The organism is Corallococcus sp. CA054B (assembly GCF_003611625.1).
GTDB lineage: Bacteria > Myxococcota > Myxococcia > Myxococcales > Myxococcaceae > Corallococcus > Corallococcus coralloides.
The window spans coordinates 43,462-58,080 of record NZ_RAVY01000038.1; the positions used below are offsets into that span (position 1 = coordinate 43,462).

The window sequence follows — 14,619 nt, forward strand, 5'->3', positions numbered from 1 at the left end:
TCCTTCCGCGGCGCGTCAACCCGGCCGCCTGCCTGGTGACAGTCGTCATCAGAGGCAGGACGGCGGTCACCAGGGGCCGCCCCCGGCGTGGGGCACAACCCCCTGGAATCAGGGAGGGCCCGGCAGGCCGGAGGCTGGCACGCCAGCCGCAATGGGTACGGACAACGCGGGCAACTTCGGGGTGCAGCCAGATCTCATCCGCGACAGGCCACATGAATATCGCCGAGCCGCAGGTCGACTGGATGCGTGGCTCGGATGGAGGCGGCGGTGAACGGAGACACCGCCGCCTTCTTGCTTTTCAGCGCTTCGCGCGCAGCGTGCGCTCGTAGTCCTCGTAACGCAGCTTCGCGATGGTGCGCCGGTCGCGGGTGCGGACGACGATGCCCTCTGGGTGCTGCCCTGCCCCGGCATCCAGCGCGCACCGGGTCGCGGGCGCGTGCGAGCGCAGCCAGGCGAACGCTCCCTCCAGGTCCCTGGGCATCGCGGCGCCGTCCTGTTCGAGGATGCGCGGCGTGGTTTCCAGCCCGTGCTCGCGGGTGAAGGCCATGAGCGCGTCCTCGGTCACGAAGGGCTGGCCTCCGGACTCGCGCCAGCCGGAGAGCTGTTCTGCGGACCAGGTGAGGGGCGTCTCGTAGTCGGTGAGGCGCACCACGTCGAAGACGCGGTAGCCCACGCGCTTCTCGCCCGTGTACTGCTTGCTGTGGGCGGTGACGTTGCCGCCGTATACCTCGCCAAAGACGACGGTGATGCCGCCCGCGTCGAGCCGCTTCTCACGCAGGGCGTCCGCCACCGGGCGCAGGTGCTCCACGATGCCCAGGGCCGGGTTCCCGATAAGGTCACCGCTCGCGTAGAGGAGCTCCTCCCGGCTGCCGAGGAGGTACGTGCCGTCCGGCAGGAACACGATGCGCGCGTTGGTGCCATCCACCTTCTCCGTGCCGACCACGGGCCCGTCGAACGCGATGGCGGGCTCGGCCAGCCGGCCCTTGTCGCCCAGCGTGTGGTACGTCGGGATGGACGGGTACTTCGTCAGCGAGTTGAGCGTGCGCAGGTTGGCGGTGCGGACGGAGAACGTCATGGCGCGGCCTCGTTGTAGGAGGGGCGAAGGTAGCAGAGGCCCCCGGGAGACTCGCGGGACGCGGCCGCTCGCCGGGGCCTGACACACGGGAGGTTTGGGCGCATGGGCATGTACGGAGAGGTCCTGGGCATCGGCCCGTTCCGACGCGAGCTGGTGCCGTTCCTCCAGCAGCCAGCGGAGTGGCACGAGGCAACGCACGAGGGCTCGGTCATCGCCGTGCGCGTGTTTGCTTCGCCTGAGGGCAGCTCGCGCAGCCGGGAGCTGGCCGGATGCATGGGAGCGGAGGCGTGGGACTTCAACACCCACGCGCTCGACCCGTGGCGTGTGGACGTGGAGGCGGTGCGGCGGTTCCTGTACTCCGACGAGGCGCACCAGCTGGAGTGCTTCCTGATGCTCCGGGATGCGGGCTTCGAGTTCTACTTCAGGCCGAATGGGTAGCCCATGTCCCCTTCTGTCTCGATCTCCGCGAAGGACGTGGAAGAGGTGCTGGCGACCTTCGACCGGGAGGGACTGCTCGAAGCGGTGCTGCTCGTGCACCGGTGCCTGGACCTGGGCCTCTCCGACATCACCGACGCCGTGGAGCCGCTCCTCCGACACACCGGACGTCATGTCGGGTCCAAGGGGTCGGGCGTGGCGGCGGAGGTGCTCGCCACGGGAATCTTCCGCCATGAGCTCGCGGCCCACATGGACTACGGCGAGAAGCAGCACGCCACTACGCGTGACGGCACGCGGGTCATCGTGTCCTTCGTCAACGTCGGACTGAGGGCGTTCCAGGCGGAGGTCCTCGCTCGCTGCATGGGCGCGGAGGCATGGGATTTCAACACGCACGCCCTCGTTCCCGAGCGCGTACGCATCGAGGACCTCGCCTCGCTCTTGATGGACGACGAATTGGTGACGCGGTTCCACGCGCTGCGGAACGCGGGATTCCGGTTCCACTTCCACCTGCGGAGCTTGTCGTGGTGACTCACTTCACGGTGATGACGCGCGTGTCAGTGTTCTGCACGCCCTTCCAGTCCGTCACGGTGAGGCTTGCGCGGTACGTGCCCTTCGCTGTGTAGCTGTCGCCGCGCATGAGGCCAAGGGGCGCGGAGAATGCGGAAGGCGGCAGTCTTTCCAGCGAGATATCGCGCTCAAGCTGCGCCTCCACGTACACCACGAGCCCTCCCCGGTTCCTCCCCATCCCTGTCCTAGCATCGCCATCCAACCATGGGGGTCTGACATCGACACATGAGCACCCGTCCGCGCCGACTGCCGGGAGGGCGCCCCCTCCGGCCCCGAGCGGTGAAAACCTGTCCGACAGTCGGACAGGTTTCCCGGCAAGCGCGCCCGACGGGCGGCCTTGGCCCGTGGTTCCTCTCGTGGCTTCATCCTTGCTTCCGCGCAGGCTCGACTTCGCGACCCACCGATCCACTCGTCCGTGGTCCCCCTGTGGCCCGATCCGAAATCCCGTGGCGGCGTCGCGGCGCTCTACTCAGCGCTGGCGCATCCGGACGCGCAGGCACTCCGCGACGTCCTCCCGCAGCTCCTCCGGGAAGCCGGACAGGCCCGGCGTGTCGTTGCACTCCAGCAGCGTGTGGGCGCCGTCCTTCGCCTGGAGGAAGTCCAGGCCCAGCACGTCCGCGCCCAGATGCCGCATGGCCCGGCGCGTGTGCTCCGCGAGCTCCGGCGGCGGGTCGATGACGTGGTACTTGCGCGTGTCGACGTTGGCCTTCCAGCCCGCGCTCGCCCGCGTCATCGCCCACATGCGCTCGCCCACCGCGAGGCAGCGGACGTCGCGCTCGTAGTCGATGAAGGGCTCGACGACCGCGTAGTCATCCGCGGCGAAGAGGAGGTCCGCGAGCTCCGGCCACGCGCCCGCGTCGCGCACCAGCGCCTTGCCCAGCCCCGCGTGGTGATTGCCGACCTTGACGACGAACGGCACGGGCCGCTCCAGCCGGCGCAGCATGTCGTCACCGAGCGCGGCGTCGAACGGAATGACCGGCAGCCCCGCCTCACGCATCTCCGCCAGCATCGACAGCCGGTCGTGACAGCGCGCCAGCACGGACGCCGGGTTGGAGCAGGGCACACCGCTCAGGCGAATGAGCTCCAGCGCCGCGCGGTGCCTGGGGTCCGGGCGGATGGCGCCCACCCGCCAGAGCACGCCGTCCAGCCGTGTCGCGGACTCGCGGTTGATGCACCAGAGGTCGCCACCGCGCAGGACCCAGGAACACTCCTGGAGCCTGCGGAAGACGACCTCGTATTCCGGGAAGTAACGCTGCCAGTACTGTTCACCGTTGATGACCACGAGGGTGGGCCGCATCCGGCCATCGTTCCATGTCCCGCCCCCTGCTGCTCGCGGACGCACCCGCCGTCCCTGTCCGGCCGGGAGGGAAGCCGGACTCCCCGTGACGCGCCGGTTGACGCGGGCCCCCGGCGCCCCTCTTATCTGCCTCTCCCCTTGAGCAGGAGTTCCCGTTGGCAGGCGTCCCGGTCGAATTGACCCCGGAGGATTTCGAAGCCGTCACCCAGAAGCCCGGCATGTGCGTCGTGGACTTCTGGGCGCCGTGGTGTGAACCCTGCCATGCGTTCGCCCCGGTCTTCACCGAGGCCGCCGCGCGGTTCCCGGACATCACCTTCGCCCGGCTCGACGCGGAGGCCCACGAGGCCGTGGCCGAACCGCTGGGCATCGACGCCTATCCCACCCTCGTCGCGTTCAAGGACGGCCTGGAGGTCCGCCGCGTCTCCGAGGCGCTGCCCGCCGAGGCCCTGGACCGGCTGCTGATCGCGCTGCGCGCCGTGGACGTGACGGAAGAGGAGCGCCGCAAGGCGAACCGCGAGCGGACCGAGGCGGGCCAGCTCCCCACCGGCGTCCCCGAGGGCGCCACCTGGGACGCCGGCGACGAGGAGTGGTCCTTCGGCCCGAAGGACGCCAGGGGCCGGCCGCACGGCACGTGGCGGTACTGGCGCGCCGACGGCACCCTCTGCAACGAATGCATCCTGGAGCAGGGCCGGCCGCACGGCCCCTTCAAGCGCTTCCACGAGGACGGCTCGGTGTCCCAGGAGGGCACCTTCGAGCAGGGCCAGCTCCACGGCCCTCGCACCTGGATTGCGTCCGACGGCTTCACCACCGAGCGCATGCACGAAGGCGGCGTGAGCGAGCGCGTGCGCAAGACGGTGATGCACTACGAGCGCGGCACCGTGCGGCGGGTGGAGCACTTCAACGGCGATGGGCAGCGCGTGGTGCCCTCCACCGGCGAGCCCTACCCCACCCGCCCGGCCCACCTTCCCGAGGACGCGGAGCTGCGCGAGGACCTGAACCAGTGGGCCAAGGTGACGCTCAACGCGGACCGCGAGCGCCACGGCCTCACCCGCTTCTGGGACGCGCAGGGCCAGCTGCTCTGGGAGGCCGAGTTCGACAACGGACGGCGGCACGGGCGCTACTGGTCGCGCGCGGAGGACACCTACGCGGACTTCCGCGTCCACTTCGAGGAGGGCCGGGCGGAAGGCGACTTCGCGTGTGACGAGTGGTCCCTGATGGACGCGCAGCGGGCGGTGGTGCTCAAGCGCGACCTGGGCCGGGCGATGGATGAACAGACGCTGGCGCGCTCGCCGGTGTTCTCCAACCTCCCCCGGAGCGCGGAGGGCTGGCGCGAGCTGGCGAAGGAGGCCCGCGCGGACCGGCGCTACCGCGAGGCCCTGCTGGCCACGGCGCGCGCGTGCGCCACGTCGCTGGACATCCAGCCGCTGAAGCAGGGCCTGGAGGAGCTGACGCTGCCGCGCACGCAGGACTCCGCGAGCCAGGTCGCGCACAGCGTGGTGGAGGACGCGGGCCAGGCGTGGGCCCCCATGGCGGACGCGCTCATGCGCGGCGGTGAGGCCGCCACGCTGCTGCGGGCCTACGCGGTGCTGCTGGATCAGACGGACCGGCCTCGCGCGGCGCTGGACTTCCTGCACGCGGCGATGCTGCTCGCGCCGGAGCGCAAGGCGTACCTGTTCACGCGCGGCCTCATCCTGCTGAACCTGGGCGTGGCGGATCAGGTGCAGAAGGACGCGGAGGGGCTCGCGGCAGTGGAGCCGGACACCGCCCGGTTCCTGGCCACGTACGCGCGGGCGTTGTTCCCCCGGTTCGACTTCTGGGCGGGACAGGAGCCTCCGCACTGCACCTACGACGGCCTGCCGGAGAAGCCCGAGCAGTCCCTGGAGGCCATCCAGCAGCTGGTGCGCAAGTACGCCACGCGGCTCCAGGCGATGCGCGGCGCGCTGCTCCAGCGGTACAAGCCCGGCGCGGCGGTGTCCTGGCTGCCGCCGGACCTGTCGGGCCTGCTGGGTGAGGGGCCCGTGGAGCTGAAGCAGGAAGAGCTGGAGTTGGGCGAGGACGAGCAGGTGGAGCTCGACGAGACGCTCAACCTGGAGATGGGGTTCGCGGACCTGGCGATGATGCTGCGCGGGGACTGGAGCGCGCTGTCGTGGCTGCTGTGGTCGTGCGGTGAGACGACGTTCCAGATGCCCACGCGCATCACGCCGCCGGCGGGTTACGGACAGGCGGCGGGACAGGCCTCGCAGCGGCTGTGGCAGAGCCGGGACCGCAAGTACCGCGGCAATGCCAGCACGACGAAGCCCGGCCAGGGCTTCCTGTTCGAAGGCGTGGCGCTGGGCGACCTGCACCCGAACCTGGTGTCCATCGCGGAGCGGCAGTACGCGGAGACGCAAGCGATGTTCTATTGGCTCAATGACCCGGATCACGTCTCTCCGTGGCAGAGCAATCTGAGGGGCAGCTAGGCATGAATCGGATTCGTGAAACCATCGAGGTCGCGGAGCCCCTGTGGCGGGCGCTGGAGCAGATGAGCCACGACCTGGGCGTGGATCGGAATGCCCTGGTCGCCCAGGCGCTGTTCATGCTCGCGAGACAGAACGGGTACGTGGCGCCCACGCCCGTGGCGCTCGGAGTGACGGGCGCGGGTGAGCCCGTGCGGGCTCCAGCGGTCCGGGCCCCGGAGCCCGTCGTGCGTCCGGCGGAGCGCCCTGCCGCAGCCGCTGTTCCCGCGACTGCCGTCGTCCCCGCGGCTGTCGTCATCCCCGCGGCTGCCGCTGTCCCTGCGAAGGAGCCCGTGGCCGCCGCTCCGGCGGCCGTGGTGTCCGAACCCGTGAAGCCCCAGTCCGCCGTGGACGAGGCCGCTCACGCGCGGGCGCGCATGCAGGAGGTCCTCGCGGCGGTGGATGCGGTCACGCAGCCCCGCGACGTGCCGGTGGCGTCCGAAGAGGAAGAGGAGGCGGACGAGGAGGAAGAGTCCGACGACGATGAGGACTCGGACGACGAAGCGTCCGACGACGAAGCGTCTGACGAATCTTCTGACGACGAGGAGTCTGACGAAGACTCTTCGGACGACGAGGATTCCGACGACGAAGCGGCCGATGAATCCTCGGACGACGAAGAGTCCGACGAAGAAGCTTCGGACGACGAGGAGTCCGAGGAAGAGGACTCGGACGACGACGCCTCCGAAGCAGCGGCTGAGGATTCGGACGACGAGGATGCATCCGAGGCCGCCGCCGCCGCGGACCAGGACTCTGACGACGAGGACGCGTCGCAGTCCTCCGAGGAGGACGACGCCGCCGCGGCCGACATCGCAGCGGCGATCGGCTCCGAGGAACTCCCCGGCACCGATGACGACTCCGAGCCCGAAGAAGCCAGGACGGGAGAGGAGGCCACGGGCTCCGAGGAAGACGACGCGGCCGATGAGCCTGATGCACGGGCCACCTCCTCCAGCGAGGACGAAGAGCAGGACTCGGGCTCCGGCGAACCCGAGGAACAGGACCTGCCCTTCGTGGCGCCTCCGGCCGCGAAGGCCCCCGCCGCCCGCAAGCAGGGCCGTGTGCTCCGTCCTTCCACGCCGGAGGACGACGCGCCCCGCAAGCCCTCCACCGCCCGGGCCCCCGCGCGCATGGACCTGTTCGTGCGGCTGAGCCCGGACGGTCCCGCCACACGGGTGGACGTGGAGCGCTTCACGCTGGGACGCGGCCCGCAGTGCAGCCTCGTCGTGAAGTCCGGCAGGGTCTCCCGCGAGCACGCCGCCGTCACGCGCGCTGGCGCTGACTACTTCATCGAGGACCTGGGCTCGTCCAACGGGACCTGGATCAACCACCAGCGCATCAAGCGCCAGAAGATCGCGGACGGGGACACCTTCAACCTGGGGACCGAAGCCGTGTACTTCTCCCTCCAGCCTGCCGAGGACTGACGCGCTCAGGCCTTCCGCGGAGGATCGCGGATGCCCAGGGCGGAGGTGACTCCGCCCAGCACCAGCAGCACGGCGGAGACGATCATCGCCCGGTGGAAGCCCGCGACATCCAGTCGCGGGCCCACGATGAGCCCCGCGAACGCGATGGCGATGAGCCCCGCGACCCGGGCGATGGCGTTGTTGATGGCCGAGCCGATGCCCGCCTGCGCCTTCTGGACGGAGCCGAGCACCGCCGCCGTCAACGGCGCCACCGTCGTCGTCAGCCCCAGCCCGAACACCAGCACGCCCGGCAGCATCTGCGTCCAGAAGTCCAGCGGCGTGCCGACGCGCAGCATGAGCAGGAACCCCGCGCCCGCGACACACGGCCCCACCGCCATGAACAGGCGCGGACCGAATTTGCCCGCGAGCCCACCGAACGTCGACGACAGCAGCAACATGATGATCGTCGTCGGCAGCAGCGACAGCCCCGCCAGCGTCGCGCGAAAGCCTCCCACCTGCTGGAGGAACAGCGTGATGAGGAACTCACTCAGCGCCAGCGCCCCATAGATGAGCGTGGTGGCCAGGTTGCCCACCCAGAAGTTCCGCGTCCGGAAGAGCCCCAGGGGCATCATCGGGTGCGGCGACCGCCGCTCCTGCCAGAGGAACGCGATGAACGCCGGCACGCCCACGCCCAGCGACGCCAGCACCGTGGGATGCGTCCAGCCCACCGTCCCCTGCTCAATCAGCGCGTAGACGGGCCCACCCAATCCCACGCACGCCAGCACTGCGCCCAGCACGTCGATGCGTGCGCCTTCCGGGCGCGTGGGCTCCTCCATGCGCGCGAGCAGCGCCAGCGTCAGCCCGATGGGCAGCACGTTGATGGCGAAGATCCAACGCCAGCCCACCGTGTCCACCAGCAGCCCACCGACCAGCGGACCCGCGATGAACGCCCCACCCGTCCAGCCGGTCCACGCGCCAATGGCCTTCGCCTGCTCGGGGCCGGAGAAGAAGGACAGGATGAGTGCCAGCGAGCCCGGCACCAGGAGCGCGCCCGTGGCCCCCTGCAACGCACGCGCGAGGACGAGCACCGCGCCCGTCGGAGCCACCGCGCACAGGAGCGACGTGGCCCCGAAGCCCAACAACCCCAGCCGCAGGATGCGCTTGCGCCCGAACACATCCGACAGCGAGCCCGCGGCCAGCATCAGCGAGCCCAGCGTGATGAGGTAGGCATCCACCACCCACTGCTGAAGCTTGAGCCCACCGCCCAGGTCCCGCACCATCGCGGGGAGCGCGACGTTGATGATCGCCCCGTCCAGGAACGTGACGAGCGAGGCGAGCACGGCGATTCCCAGGACCAGCCGCTGTGGAGGCGTCAAGGTATCCGCCAACTCCCCCAAGGTGTGCCGCCCCCGCGTGCCCGGGGAGTTCGGGACGCTCGACCCCTTGTAGCGAGCCTCCCGCCGCGCTGTCTGCCCCGGACGCCGTGGACTTCCAGGTCATCAACACTGCTCGGCCGGCCCATCCAGCGCCCTGCCTCCGTATGAAGGACAGGAGGCCAACGTCATGGCACAGCCGCTGTACACCGGACAGGTCCGCACCGTGGGAGAGAGCATGGCCCGCAGCACCACGGAGGCGCAGGCGTTCAAGATCTTCATGGACGAGCCCGTGGAGCTGGGAGGCCGCAACGGCGCGCCCAGCCCGCTCGACTTCATCCTCGCGGCGCACGCGGGCTGCCTGAACTACATGACCTTCTTCATCGCCCGCGAGCTGGGCATCCCCGTCACCGGCACTGAAATCACCGTGCAGGGCTCGCTGGACCCCGCGAAGTTCGCCGGCACCCACCGCGAGGTGCGCGCCGGCTACCAGTCCCTCACCGCCACCATCCACGTGCGGGGCGACGTCACGCAGGAGCAGCTCGCGCGGCTGCTCCGCGAGGTGGAGACGCGCTGCCCTGTCAGCGACAACCTGGCCCACGCCACCCCCATCCACCTCTCCATGCTGCCCGCCGCATAGGTCCGCCTTCCCACGCTCCATCCCCACCGCGGGCCCGGTGCCAACCCCAGGCGCCGGGCCCGTCGTGCCTTCCGACCCCAGGTCGCCTTGACTTACAAATTACGACGATAATATTACACTCAAAATCAAAGGAGCCGCACATGACCGCCAGCTACATCATCGACGCCGTCCGGACCCCGCGTGGACGCGGGAAGATGGGCAAGGGGGCCCTGACGGGACTGCATCCGCAGGAGCTGCTCGCCCAGACGCTCAACGCGCTCCAGCGGCGCGGCGGTTGGGATGCGCGGGAGGTGGGCGACGTCATCGCGGGATGCGTGTCTCAGGTGAACGAGCAGGGCGCGAACATCGCTCGCAACGCGGTGCTCGCCGCGGGGTGGCCTCAGGACGTATCCGCCGTGTCGCTCAACCGCTTCTGCGGCTCCGGGCTCCAGGCGGTGAACTTCGGCGCCATGGGGGTCGCCTCCGGCGCCATGGACTTCGTGGTGACGGGCGGCGTGGAGAGCATGTCGCACCTGTCGCTGGGCGCGGACGGTGGCGGCCAGGATGGCGGCAACGTGCGGCTGCGCGAGCGCGTCTACCAGGTGCCCCAGGGCATCAGCGCGGACCTCATCGCGACGCTGGAGGGCATCACCCGCGAGGACGTGGACGCGTGGGCCCTGCGCTCGCAGCGTCAGGCGGCCCGCGCCATCGAGGAGAACCGCTTCGCCAAGGCCCTCTTCGCGGTGAAGGACCCGGCCACCGGCGCCGTGTTGCTGGAGCGCGACGAGTACCCTCGCCCGGACACCACCGCGCAGGGACTGGCCGCGCTCAAGCCCGCGTTCGTCGCCATGGGTGAGACGGCCGTGGGCCCGAACGGAGAGACGCTGGACGGCATCGCGCTGGCCGCGTACCCGCAGGCGAAGCGCATCCAGCACGTGCACACCGCGGGCAACTCCAGCGGCATCGTGGACGGGGCCGCCGTGGTGGCGCTGGCGTCCGAGCGCTACGTGAAGCAGAAGGGGCTCAAGCCCCGCGCCCGCATCCGCGCCATGGCGACGCTGGGCACCGAGCCGCTCATCATGCTCACCGCCCCCGCGCCCGTGAGCGAGAAGGCCCTGCGCATGGCCGGCATGAAGGCCGGTGACATCGACCTGTGGGAGATCAACGAGGCCTTCGCCGCCGTGGTCCTCCAGACGACGCGCGCGCTGGGCCTCGACCCGGACCGGGTGAACGTCAACGGCGGCTCCATCGCGCTGGGCCATCCGCTGGGCGCCACCGGCGCGATGCTCCTGGGCACCGCCCTGGACGAGTTGGAGCGCACGGGCAAGGGGACAGCGCTCGTCACCATGTGCATCGGCGGCGGCCAGGGCATCGCCACCATCATCGAGCGCATCTAGCGCCTGGCGTCCGGCAGGCGACCGCCCCCTCGCGAGCACCTCGCTGGCTCGCTGGGCGGTCGCGTTGACAGGGGCCATCATCATTGACATGAGAGTGGGTCGCTCCAGCAGGCACCGGGGCGCGCGGTCCAGTCGTCTTCGCTGGCCGTGAGGCCAGAGAGACTGGAGCGCCCCATGGATGCACCCGCAGAGCTGCCCCCCCTCCTTGCCCAGGCGTCGCAATGGCCCTTGGTGCCCGTGATGACCCGGGTGGGGCTGGCCATCGCCATTGGCCTCTTCATTGGCCTGGAGCGAGAGCACAGCCGCAAGACGGGCGTGCGCACATTCGCGCTCACCGCGCTGATGGGCTGTCTGGGCGGGCTCACCGGTCAGGCCTTCGCGCTGGTGGCCGTGGGCTTCGTCACGCTGCTGGTGCTGCTGATGAACGCCCGGGAGCTGCTGCTCCACCAGCGCCTGGCGCTCACCACGTCCACCGCCCTGATGGTGGTGGCCTTCTGCGGCATCCTGTGCGGCATGGGCCACACGTTCACGCCCATCTTCGTGGGCGTGCTGACGACGGCGCTGCTCGCCTGGAAGCAGTCCCTCGTGGGCTTCGTGGGCGGCTTGTCCGACAAGGAGCTGCGTTCCGCCGTCCTGCTCGCGGTGCTGACGTTCGTCGTGTTCCCCATCCTGCCCGCGCACCCGGTGGACCCGTGGGGCCTCATCGAGCCCCAGTCCAACTGGGCCAGCGTCATCATCATCGCGGCGGTGGGCTTCGTGAACTACATGCTCCTGAAGACGCTGGGGCCCAGGGGCATGGAGGTCACCGCGTTCTTCGGCGGGCTGGTGAACAGCCGCAAGGTCATCGTGGAGCTGGCCACGCGCCTGAAGGAGGTGGGCGCGCCGCTGCTTCCTTCCGCCTACCGGGGCATCCTCCTGGCCACCGTCGCGATGCTGCTGCGCAACGGCCTCATCGTCATCATCTTCGCCTCGCAGGCCGCCGTGCACTGCGCCATCCCGTTCACGCTCATGCTGCTGGTGAGCGCGGTGCTGTGGCGCCGTTCGCCCGGGCAGGCGCCCACGGAGGGCGCGCCCCGCCTGGAGTTGGAGTCGCCCTTCCGCCTGATGGCGGCCCTCAAGTTCGGCGCCGTGTTCCTGGCGCTCAACGTCGCGGGCGCGCTGGCGCAGCGCAACTTCGGGTCCGGGAGCTTCTACTTCGTCAGCATCCTGGGGGGCCTCCTGTCGAGCGCTTCCTCCATCGCCTCCGCCGCCACGCTCATCAGCCACAATGAGATTTCCGCGGTCACGGGCGTCAACGGCGTCATCCTCTCCAGCCTCACCAGCATCGTGGTGAACATCCCGCTCATCCGGAGCATGGCGAAGGAGGCGTCCTTCCGGCGCCGCGTGTCCACCGCGCTGCTGACCGTGGCGGTGGTAGGGCTGGCGGGCGTGGGGCTCAACCTGATGGTCTTCGAAACCCTCCTCCACCGCGTCTGATGCCGGGTCTTGAGCGTCCACGACCGCGGAGGCGGACCGCGGCCGGCGGCAAGGGGGCGGGCGTGGTCCGCGCGGGCGACATCGCCTCCCGCCGCTGAAGGCCCCCGCTGCCTCCACTTCAGCGGAGGCCTCCCAGGCCCTGACGCTCAGGGCCTGGGCGACACCTGGTCGGGCGCCACGCGGTAGCCGTCGTTGCCGGTGCCCAGCTGGCCGTTGCCGTCGTGGCCCCAGGCCCACAACCCCGGAGACTGACAGGCCATGCAAGGCCTTACGGCAGGTACCGCCACGGCGCCGTCGCGGCCGGCTGGAAGCAGTGCACGTGGGCCTTGGTGGCGCTGGGGATTTCTTGCACGACGCCAGCCCCGTAGCCCTGCGTGCGGCACCACTGGCTCACCTCCAGGCGCGAACCCGGGGCGGTGTAGTCGCCCAGGTTGGACACCGGCCCCAGCACGGACTTCTCCACGTCCGTCCGGAGCCCGGAGTTGAAGCAGCCCACCCACGGCCGGGACGTCACCTCGAACACCTGCCCCGTCGTCCAGCCCTGGCTGTTGCAGAAGCGGTGCGCCGCCGCGGTGCAGTGGGTGCTCGTCACGCCGCGCTCGTCGGTGCAGCCGGCGTGGATGCGCGCCAGCTCCTCGAACGTCACGGCCACGCTCTCATGCTGGATGGGCGCGCACGCCACCGTCAGGTCCGTGGCCGTGGAAGTCACCGGCACGCCCGCCAGCGAGATGGGCGGCCGGTTGCTGACGAGCTGCATGATGGTGTCCCAGGTATTGGACGTGTTCGCCAGCGCGTCGCCCGCGCCCCGCTGCGCGCAGGCCCGGTGCATCGCGGACAGGCACGCCGCCGAATTCAGCGCGCTGGTGCCGTTGCACGCGGGCGCCTGGGCGCTCATCACGAACTGGCCCGCGGAGGGCGTGTGCTGGATGGCCTCTTCGCGGCAGTTGGCGCCGTGCGCCGTCATGCAGATGCTCCGGTTGGAGCGCGCGTGCGTGAAGATGCGCACCTCGTCGATGGCGCCCCGGAACGAGCCCTCGCCGTTCACCGGGCAGCGCTGCGTGTCCAGGTTCGCGCCCGCGCCAATGGAGAGCGTCCCCGTGCCCAGCCGGGCCGTCCCCGGCGCGACGGGCAGCGCGCGGTTCGTGGGCACGCCGTTGAGGTATTCGTTGAAGACGCCGGTGGTGCCGTCCCACGTATAGGCCAGGTGGCTCCACTGGCCCACCGGCAGCACCGGCCGCCGCCCAGCCGCACGCGCTGGCCGTTGACGACCAGGGAGAACTGCACCTGGTTGCTGGCCTCGTAGATGATGTCCAGCCCGCCCGCCTTGTGCATCAGGTAGCGGTAGGGATTGCCGGTGGTGCACCCCTGCTGGATGTCCGCGTCCGGCCGCACCGCGAACTCCACCGACAGGCCGCGCACGAACGCGCCCACCCCGGGCACCGTGCCGGACGGGTCCGCCAGGTTCACCGTGAGCGCGCTCCCGCCGGGCAACACCAGCGCCTTGCCCTTGCCGTGCGGCTGCCACAGCGAGTCCGGCGACGAGCGCGTCAGCGCATTGCCCGGCGAGATGGAGGCGCCTCCCACCAGCGTGCCCGTGAAGAAGCGGCCGGACAGGTCCGGCGTGCGCGTCAGGTCATACGCGCCCGCGCGGGTGACGAGCTCGTTCATGGGCAGGAAGAGCAGGTGGAAGGGGTCCATCAATTCGCCCAGGTCCACCTCGTTGTAGTCGGCGGTGTTGCTGCCGAAGAGGGCCAGCACGTCGTGCGTCTTCGTCACCGGCAGGTAGTGCGCGGCGTTGCTCTGCCCGGGAGGGAAGTTCTGCGACGGCAGGCGCTCCTGCTCGAAGTTCCACATGGGCCCCGAATAGAAGAGGTGCGCGATGTCCATGCGGTCCGTGTTGATGGCCCCGTCGATGTGGTACGCGGTCCAGTTCGTGTCCGCGCCCACCAGGCTCACCGCCTCGCGCCGCGCGCCGTCCGTGTACGTGACGGCGATGTAGAGGAGGTTGCGGCCCTCGTGGTCCACCCAGGCGTAGGCGCCGCGCACGAGCGCGCCGGACGTCGTGTCGCCGAAGTCCTCGCCCGTGGCCGCCTTCAGCCGCTTCCACGCCAGCGGGTAGCGCTTCACGCCCGCGTTCGTGTCGTTGAACATCATGGACAGCGGACGCGGGTTGCTCCAGCCCGTGGCCGCGCACGGCGTGGGGTTGTACGCGTACATCATGTGGTCGATGCCGCCGGTGTTCGCGGGCGCGCCCTGCCAGATGAGCAGCCGGCCGTCGGACGTCATCGTGGGCTCGATGCCGCGAATCGTGGCGCCGGTGACGGTGCGCAGCGTCTCCAGCGGGCCGGTGGTGAAGGACGCAATGTCCGCTGACGGGGTGAACGGCTGGGACACGCGGATGTCCGTCGTGCGCCGCCGGAAGACGTTGTCCCCGTTGAACATCATCGAGTCGAAGAGGTACGGCTGGTACACCGCCACGCCGCTGGAC

13 protein-coding genes are annotated in these 14,619 nt (G+C 70.4%); 8 read left to right on the forward strand and 5 right to left on the reverse strand.

Annotated elements, in window-relative coordinates:
* Nucleotides 1-298: 298 nt before the first annotated feature.
* Entirely contained in the window at nt 299-1,075 is a 777-nt protein-coding gene (locus D7V80_RS12530) for an RNA ligase family protein (protein ID WP_120588376.1), read from the reverse strand.
* 102 nt (nt 1,076-1,177) lie between these two features.
* Here D7V80_RS12530 and D7V80_RS12535 point away from each other — a divergent pair, with 102 nt between their 5' ends.
* Both D7V80_RS12535 and D7V80_RS12540 read left to right on the forward strand, forming a co-directional pair.
* On the forward strand, nt 1,178-1,513 hold the full coding sequence (locus D7V80_RS12535) for a hypothetical protein (RefSeq protein ID WP_120588377.1): 336 nt from the start codon (nt 1,178-1,180) through the stop codon (nt 1,511-1,513).
* A 3-nt stretch (nt 1,514-1,516) separates the two neighbouring features.
* Complete coding sequence (locus tag D7V80_RS12540; RefSeq protein WP_120588378.1) at nt 1,517-2,038, forward strand: hypothetical protein; 522 nt, start codon at nt 1,517-1,519, stop codon at nt 2,036-2,038.
* A gap of 1 nt (nt 2,039) precedes the next feature.
* Here D7V80_RS12540 and D7V80_RS12545 read toward each other — a convergent pair whose 3' ends face one another.
* Together D7V80_RS12545 and D7V80_RS12550 are read right to left on the reverse strand one after the other, a co-directional pair.
* The gene (locus tag D7V80_RS12545) at nt 2,040-2,255 is read right to left on the reverse strand and encodes a hypothetical protein (protein WP_120588379.1); all 216 of its coding nucleotides are present in this window, start codon (nt 2,253-2,255) and stop codon (nt 2,040-2,042) included.
* 291 nt (nt 2,256-2,546) lie between these two features.
* Nucleotides 2,547-3,374, reverse strand: coding sequence for a RimK family alpha-L-glutamate ligase (locus D7V80_RS12550; protein ID WP_120588380.1), 828 nt, complete (start codon nt 3,372-3,374; stop codon nt 2,547-2,549).
* 155 nt (nt 3,375-3,529) lie between these two features.
* Here D7V80_RS12550 and D7V80_RS12555 point away from each other — a divergent pair, with 155 nt between their 5' ends.
* A complete protein-coding gene (locus D7V80_RS12555) occupies nt 3,530-5,833 on the forward strand; it encodes a thioredoxin family protein (protein ID WP_120588381.1) in 2,304 nt (767 codons plus the stop codon).
* A 2-nt stretch (nt 5,834-5,835) separates the two neighbouring features.
* Nucleotides 5,836-7,287, forward strand: coding sequence for an FHA domain-containing protein (locus D7V80_RS12560; protein ID WP_120588382.1), 1,452 nt, complete (start codon nt 5,836-5,838; stop codon nt 7,285-7,287).
* Nucleotides 7,288-7,292: 5 nt separating this feature from the next.
* Here the strand turns inward: D7V80_RS12560 and D7V80_RS12565 are convergent, their stop codons facing one another.
* Nucleotides 7,293-8,642: an MFS transporter gene (locus D7V80_RS12565; protein WP_233585284.1), complete on the reverse strand. Its 1,350-nt coding sequence runs from the start codon at nt 8,640-8,642 to the stop codon at nt 7,293-7,295.
* Nucleotides 8,643-8,829: 187 nt separating this feature from the next.
* Between D7V80_RS12565 and D7V80_RS12570 the strand changes: the two genes are divergently transcribed.
* The 3 genes from D7V80_RS12570 (at nt 8,830) to D7V80_RS12580 (ending at nt 12,131) form a co-directional block, all read left to right on the forward strand.
* Nucleotides 8,830-9,279 (forward strand): OsmC family protein, encoded by a 450-nt coding sequence (locus tag D7V80_RS12570; RefSeq protein ID WP_233585285.1) that lies wholly within the window; start codon nt 8,830-8,832, stop codon nt 9,277-9,279.
* A gap of 140 nt (nt 9,280-9,419) precedes the next feature.
* A complete protein-coding gene (locus D7V80_RS12575) occupies nt 9,420-10,655 on the forward strand; it encodes an acetyl-CoA C-acetyltransferase (protein ID WP_120588384.1) in 1,236 nt (411 codons plus the stop codon).
* Between the two features lie 174 nt (nt 10,656-10,829).
* Nucleotides 10,830-12,131 (forward strand): MgtC/SapB family protein, encoded by a 1,302-nt coding sequence (locus D7V80_RS12580; RefSeq protein ID WP_120588385.1) that lies wholly within the window; start codon nt 10,830-10,832, stop codon nt 12,129-12,131.
* Nucleotides 12,132-12,399: 268 nt separating this feature from the next.
* On the opposite strand, the gene D7V80_RS42700 is transcribed toward D7V80_RS12580, so the two are convergent.
* Nucleotides 12,400-13,656: a LamG domain-containing protein gene (locus D7V80_RS42700; RefSeq protein ID WP_370452486.1), complete on the reverse strand. Its 1,257-nt coding sequence runs from the start codon at nt 13,654-13,656 to the stop codon at nt 12,400-12,402.
* Nucleotides 13,657-14,427: 771 nt separating this feature from the next.
* On the opposite strand from D7V80_RS42700, the gene D7V80_RS43900 reads away from it, so the two are divergent.
* A partial coding sequence (locus D7V80_RS43900) for a hypothetical protein (protein WP_370452487.1) occupies nt 14,428-14,619 on the forward strand: 192 nt, incomplete at its 3' end.

Coding starts and splice junctions, on each gene's coding strand:
- D7V80_RS12530 (WP_120588376.1), bottom strand. CDS start 1,075: ATGACGTTCTCCGTCCGCACCGCCAACCTGCGCACGCTCAACTCGCTG.
- D7V80_RS12535 (WP_120588377.1), top strand. CDS start 1,178: ATGGGCATGTACGGAGAGGTCCTGGGCATCGGCCCGTTCCGACGCGAG.
- D7V80_RS12540 (WP_120588378.1), top strand. CDS start 1,517: ATGTCCCCTTCTGTCTCGATCTCCGCGAAGGACGTGGAAGAGGTGCTG.
- D7V80_RS12545 (WP_120588379.1), bottom strand. CDS start 2,255: ATGGGGAGGAACCGGGGAGGGCTCGTGGTGTACGTGGAGGCGCAGCTT.
- D7V80_RS12550 (WP_120588380.1), bottom strand. CDS start 3,374: ATGCGGCCCACCCTCGTGGTCATCAACGGTGAACAGTACTGGCAGCGT.
- D7V80_RS12560 (WP_120588382.1), top strand. CDS start 5,836: ATGAATCGGATTCGTGAAACCATCGAGGTCGCGGAGCCCCTGTGGCGG.
- D7V80_RS12570 (WP_233585285.1), top strand. CDS start 8,830: ATGGCACAGCCGCTGTACACCGGACAGGTCCGCACCGTGGGAGAGAGC.
- D7V80_RS12575 (WP_120588384.1), top strand. CDS start 9,420: ATGACCGCCAGCTACATCATCGACGCCGTCCGGACCCCGCGTGGACGC.
- D7V80_RS12580 (WP_120588385.1), top strand. CDS start 10,830: ATGGATGCACCCGCAGAGCTGCCCCCCCTCCTTGCCCAGGCGTCGCAA.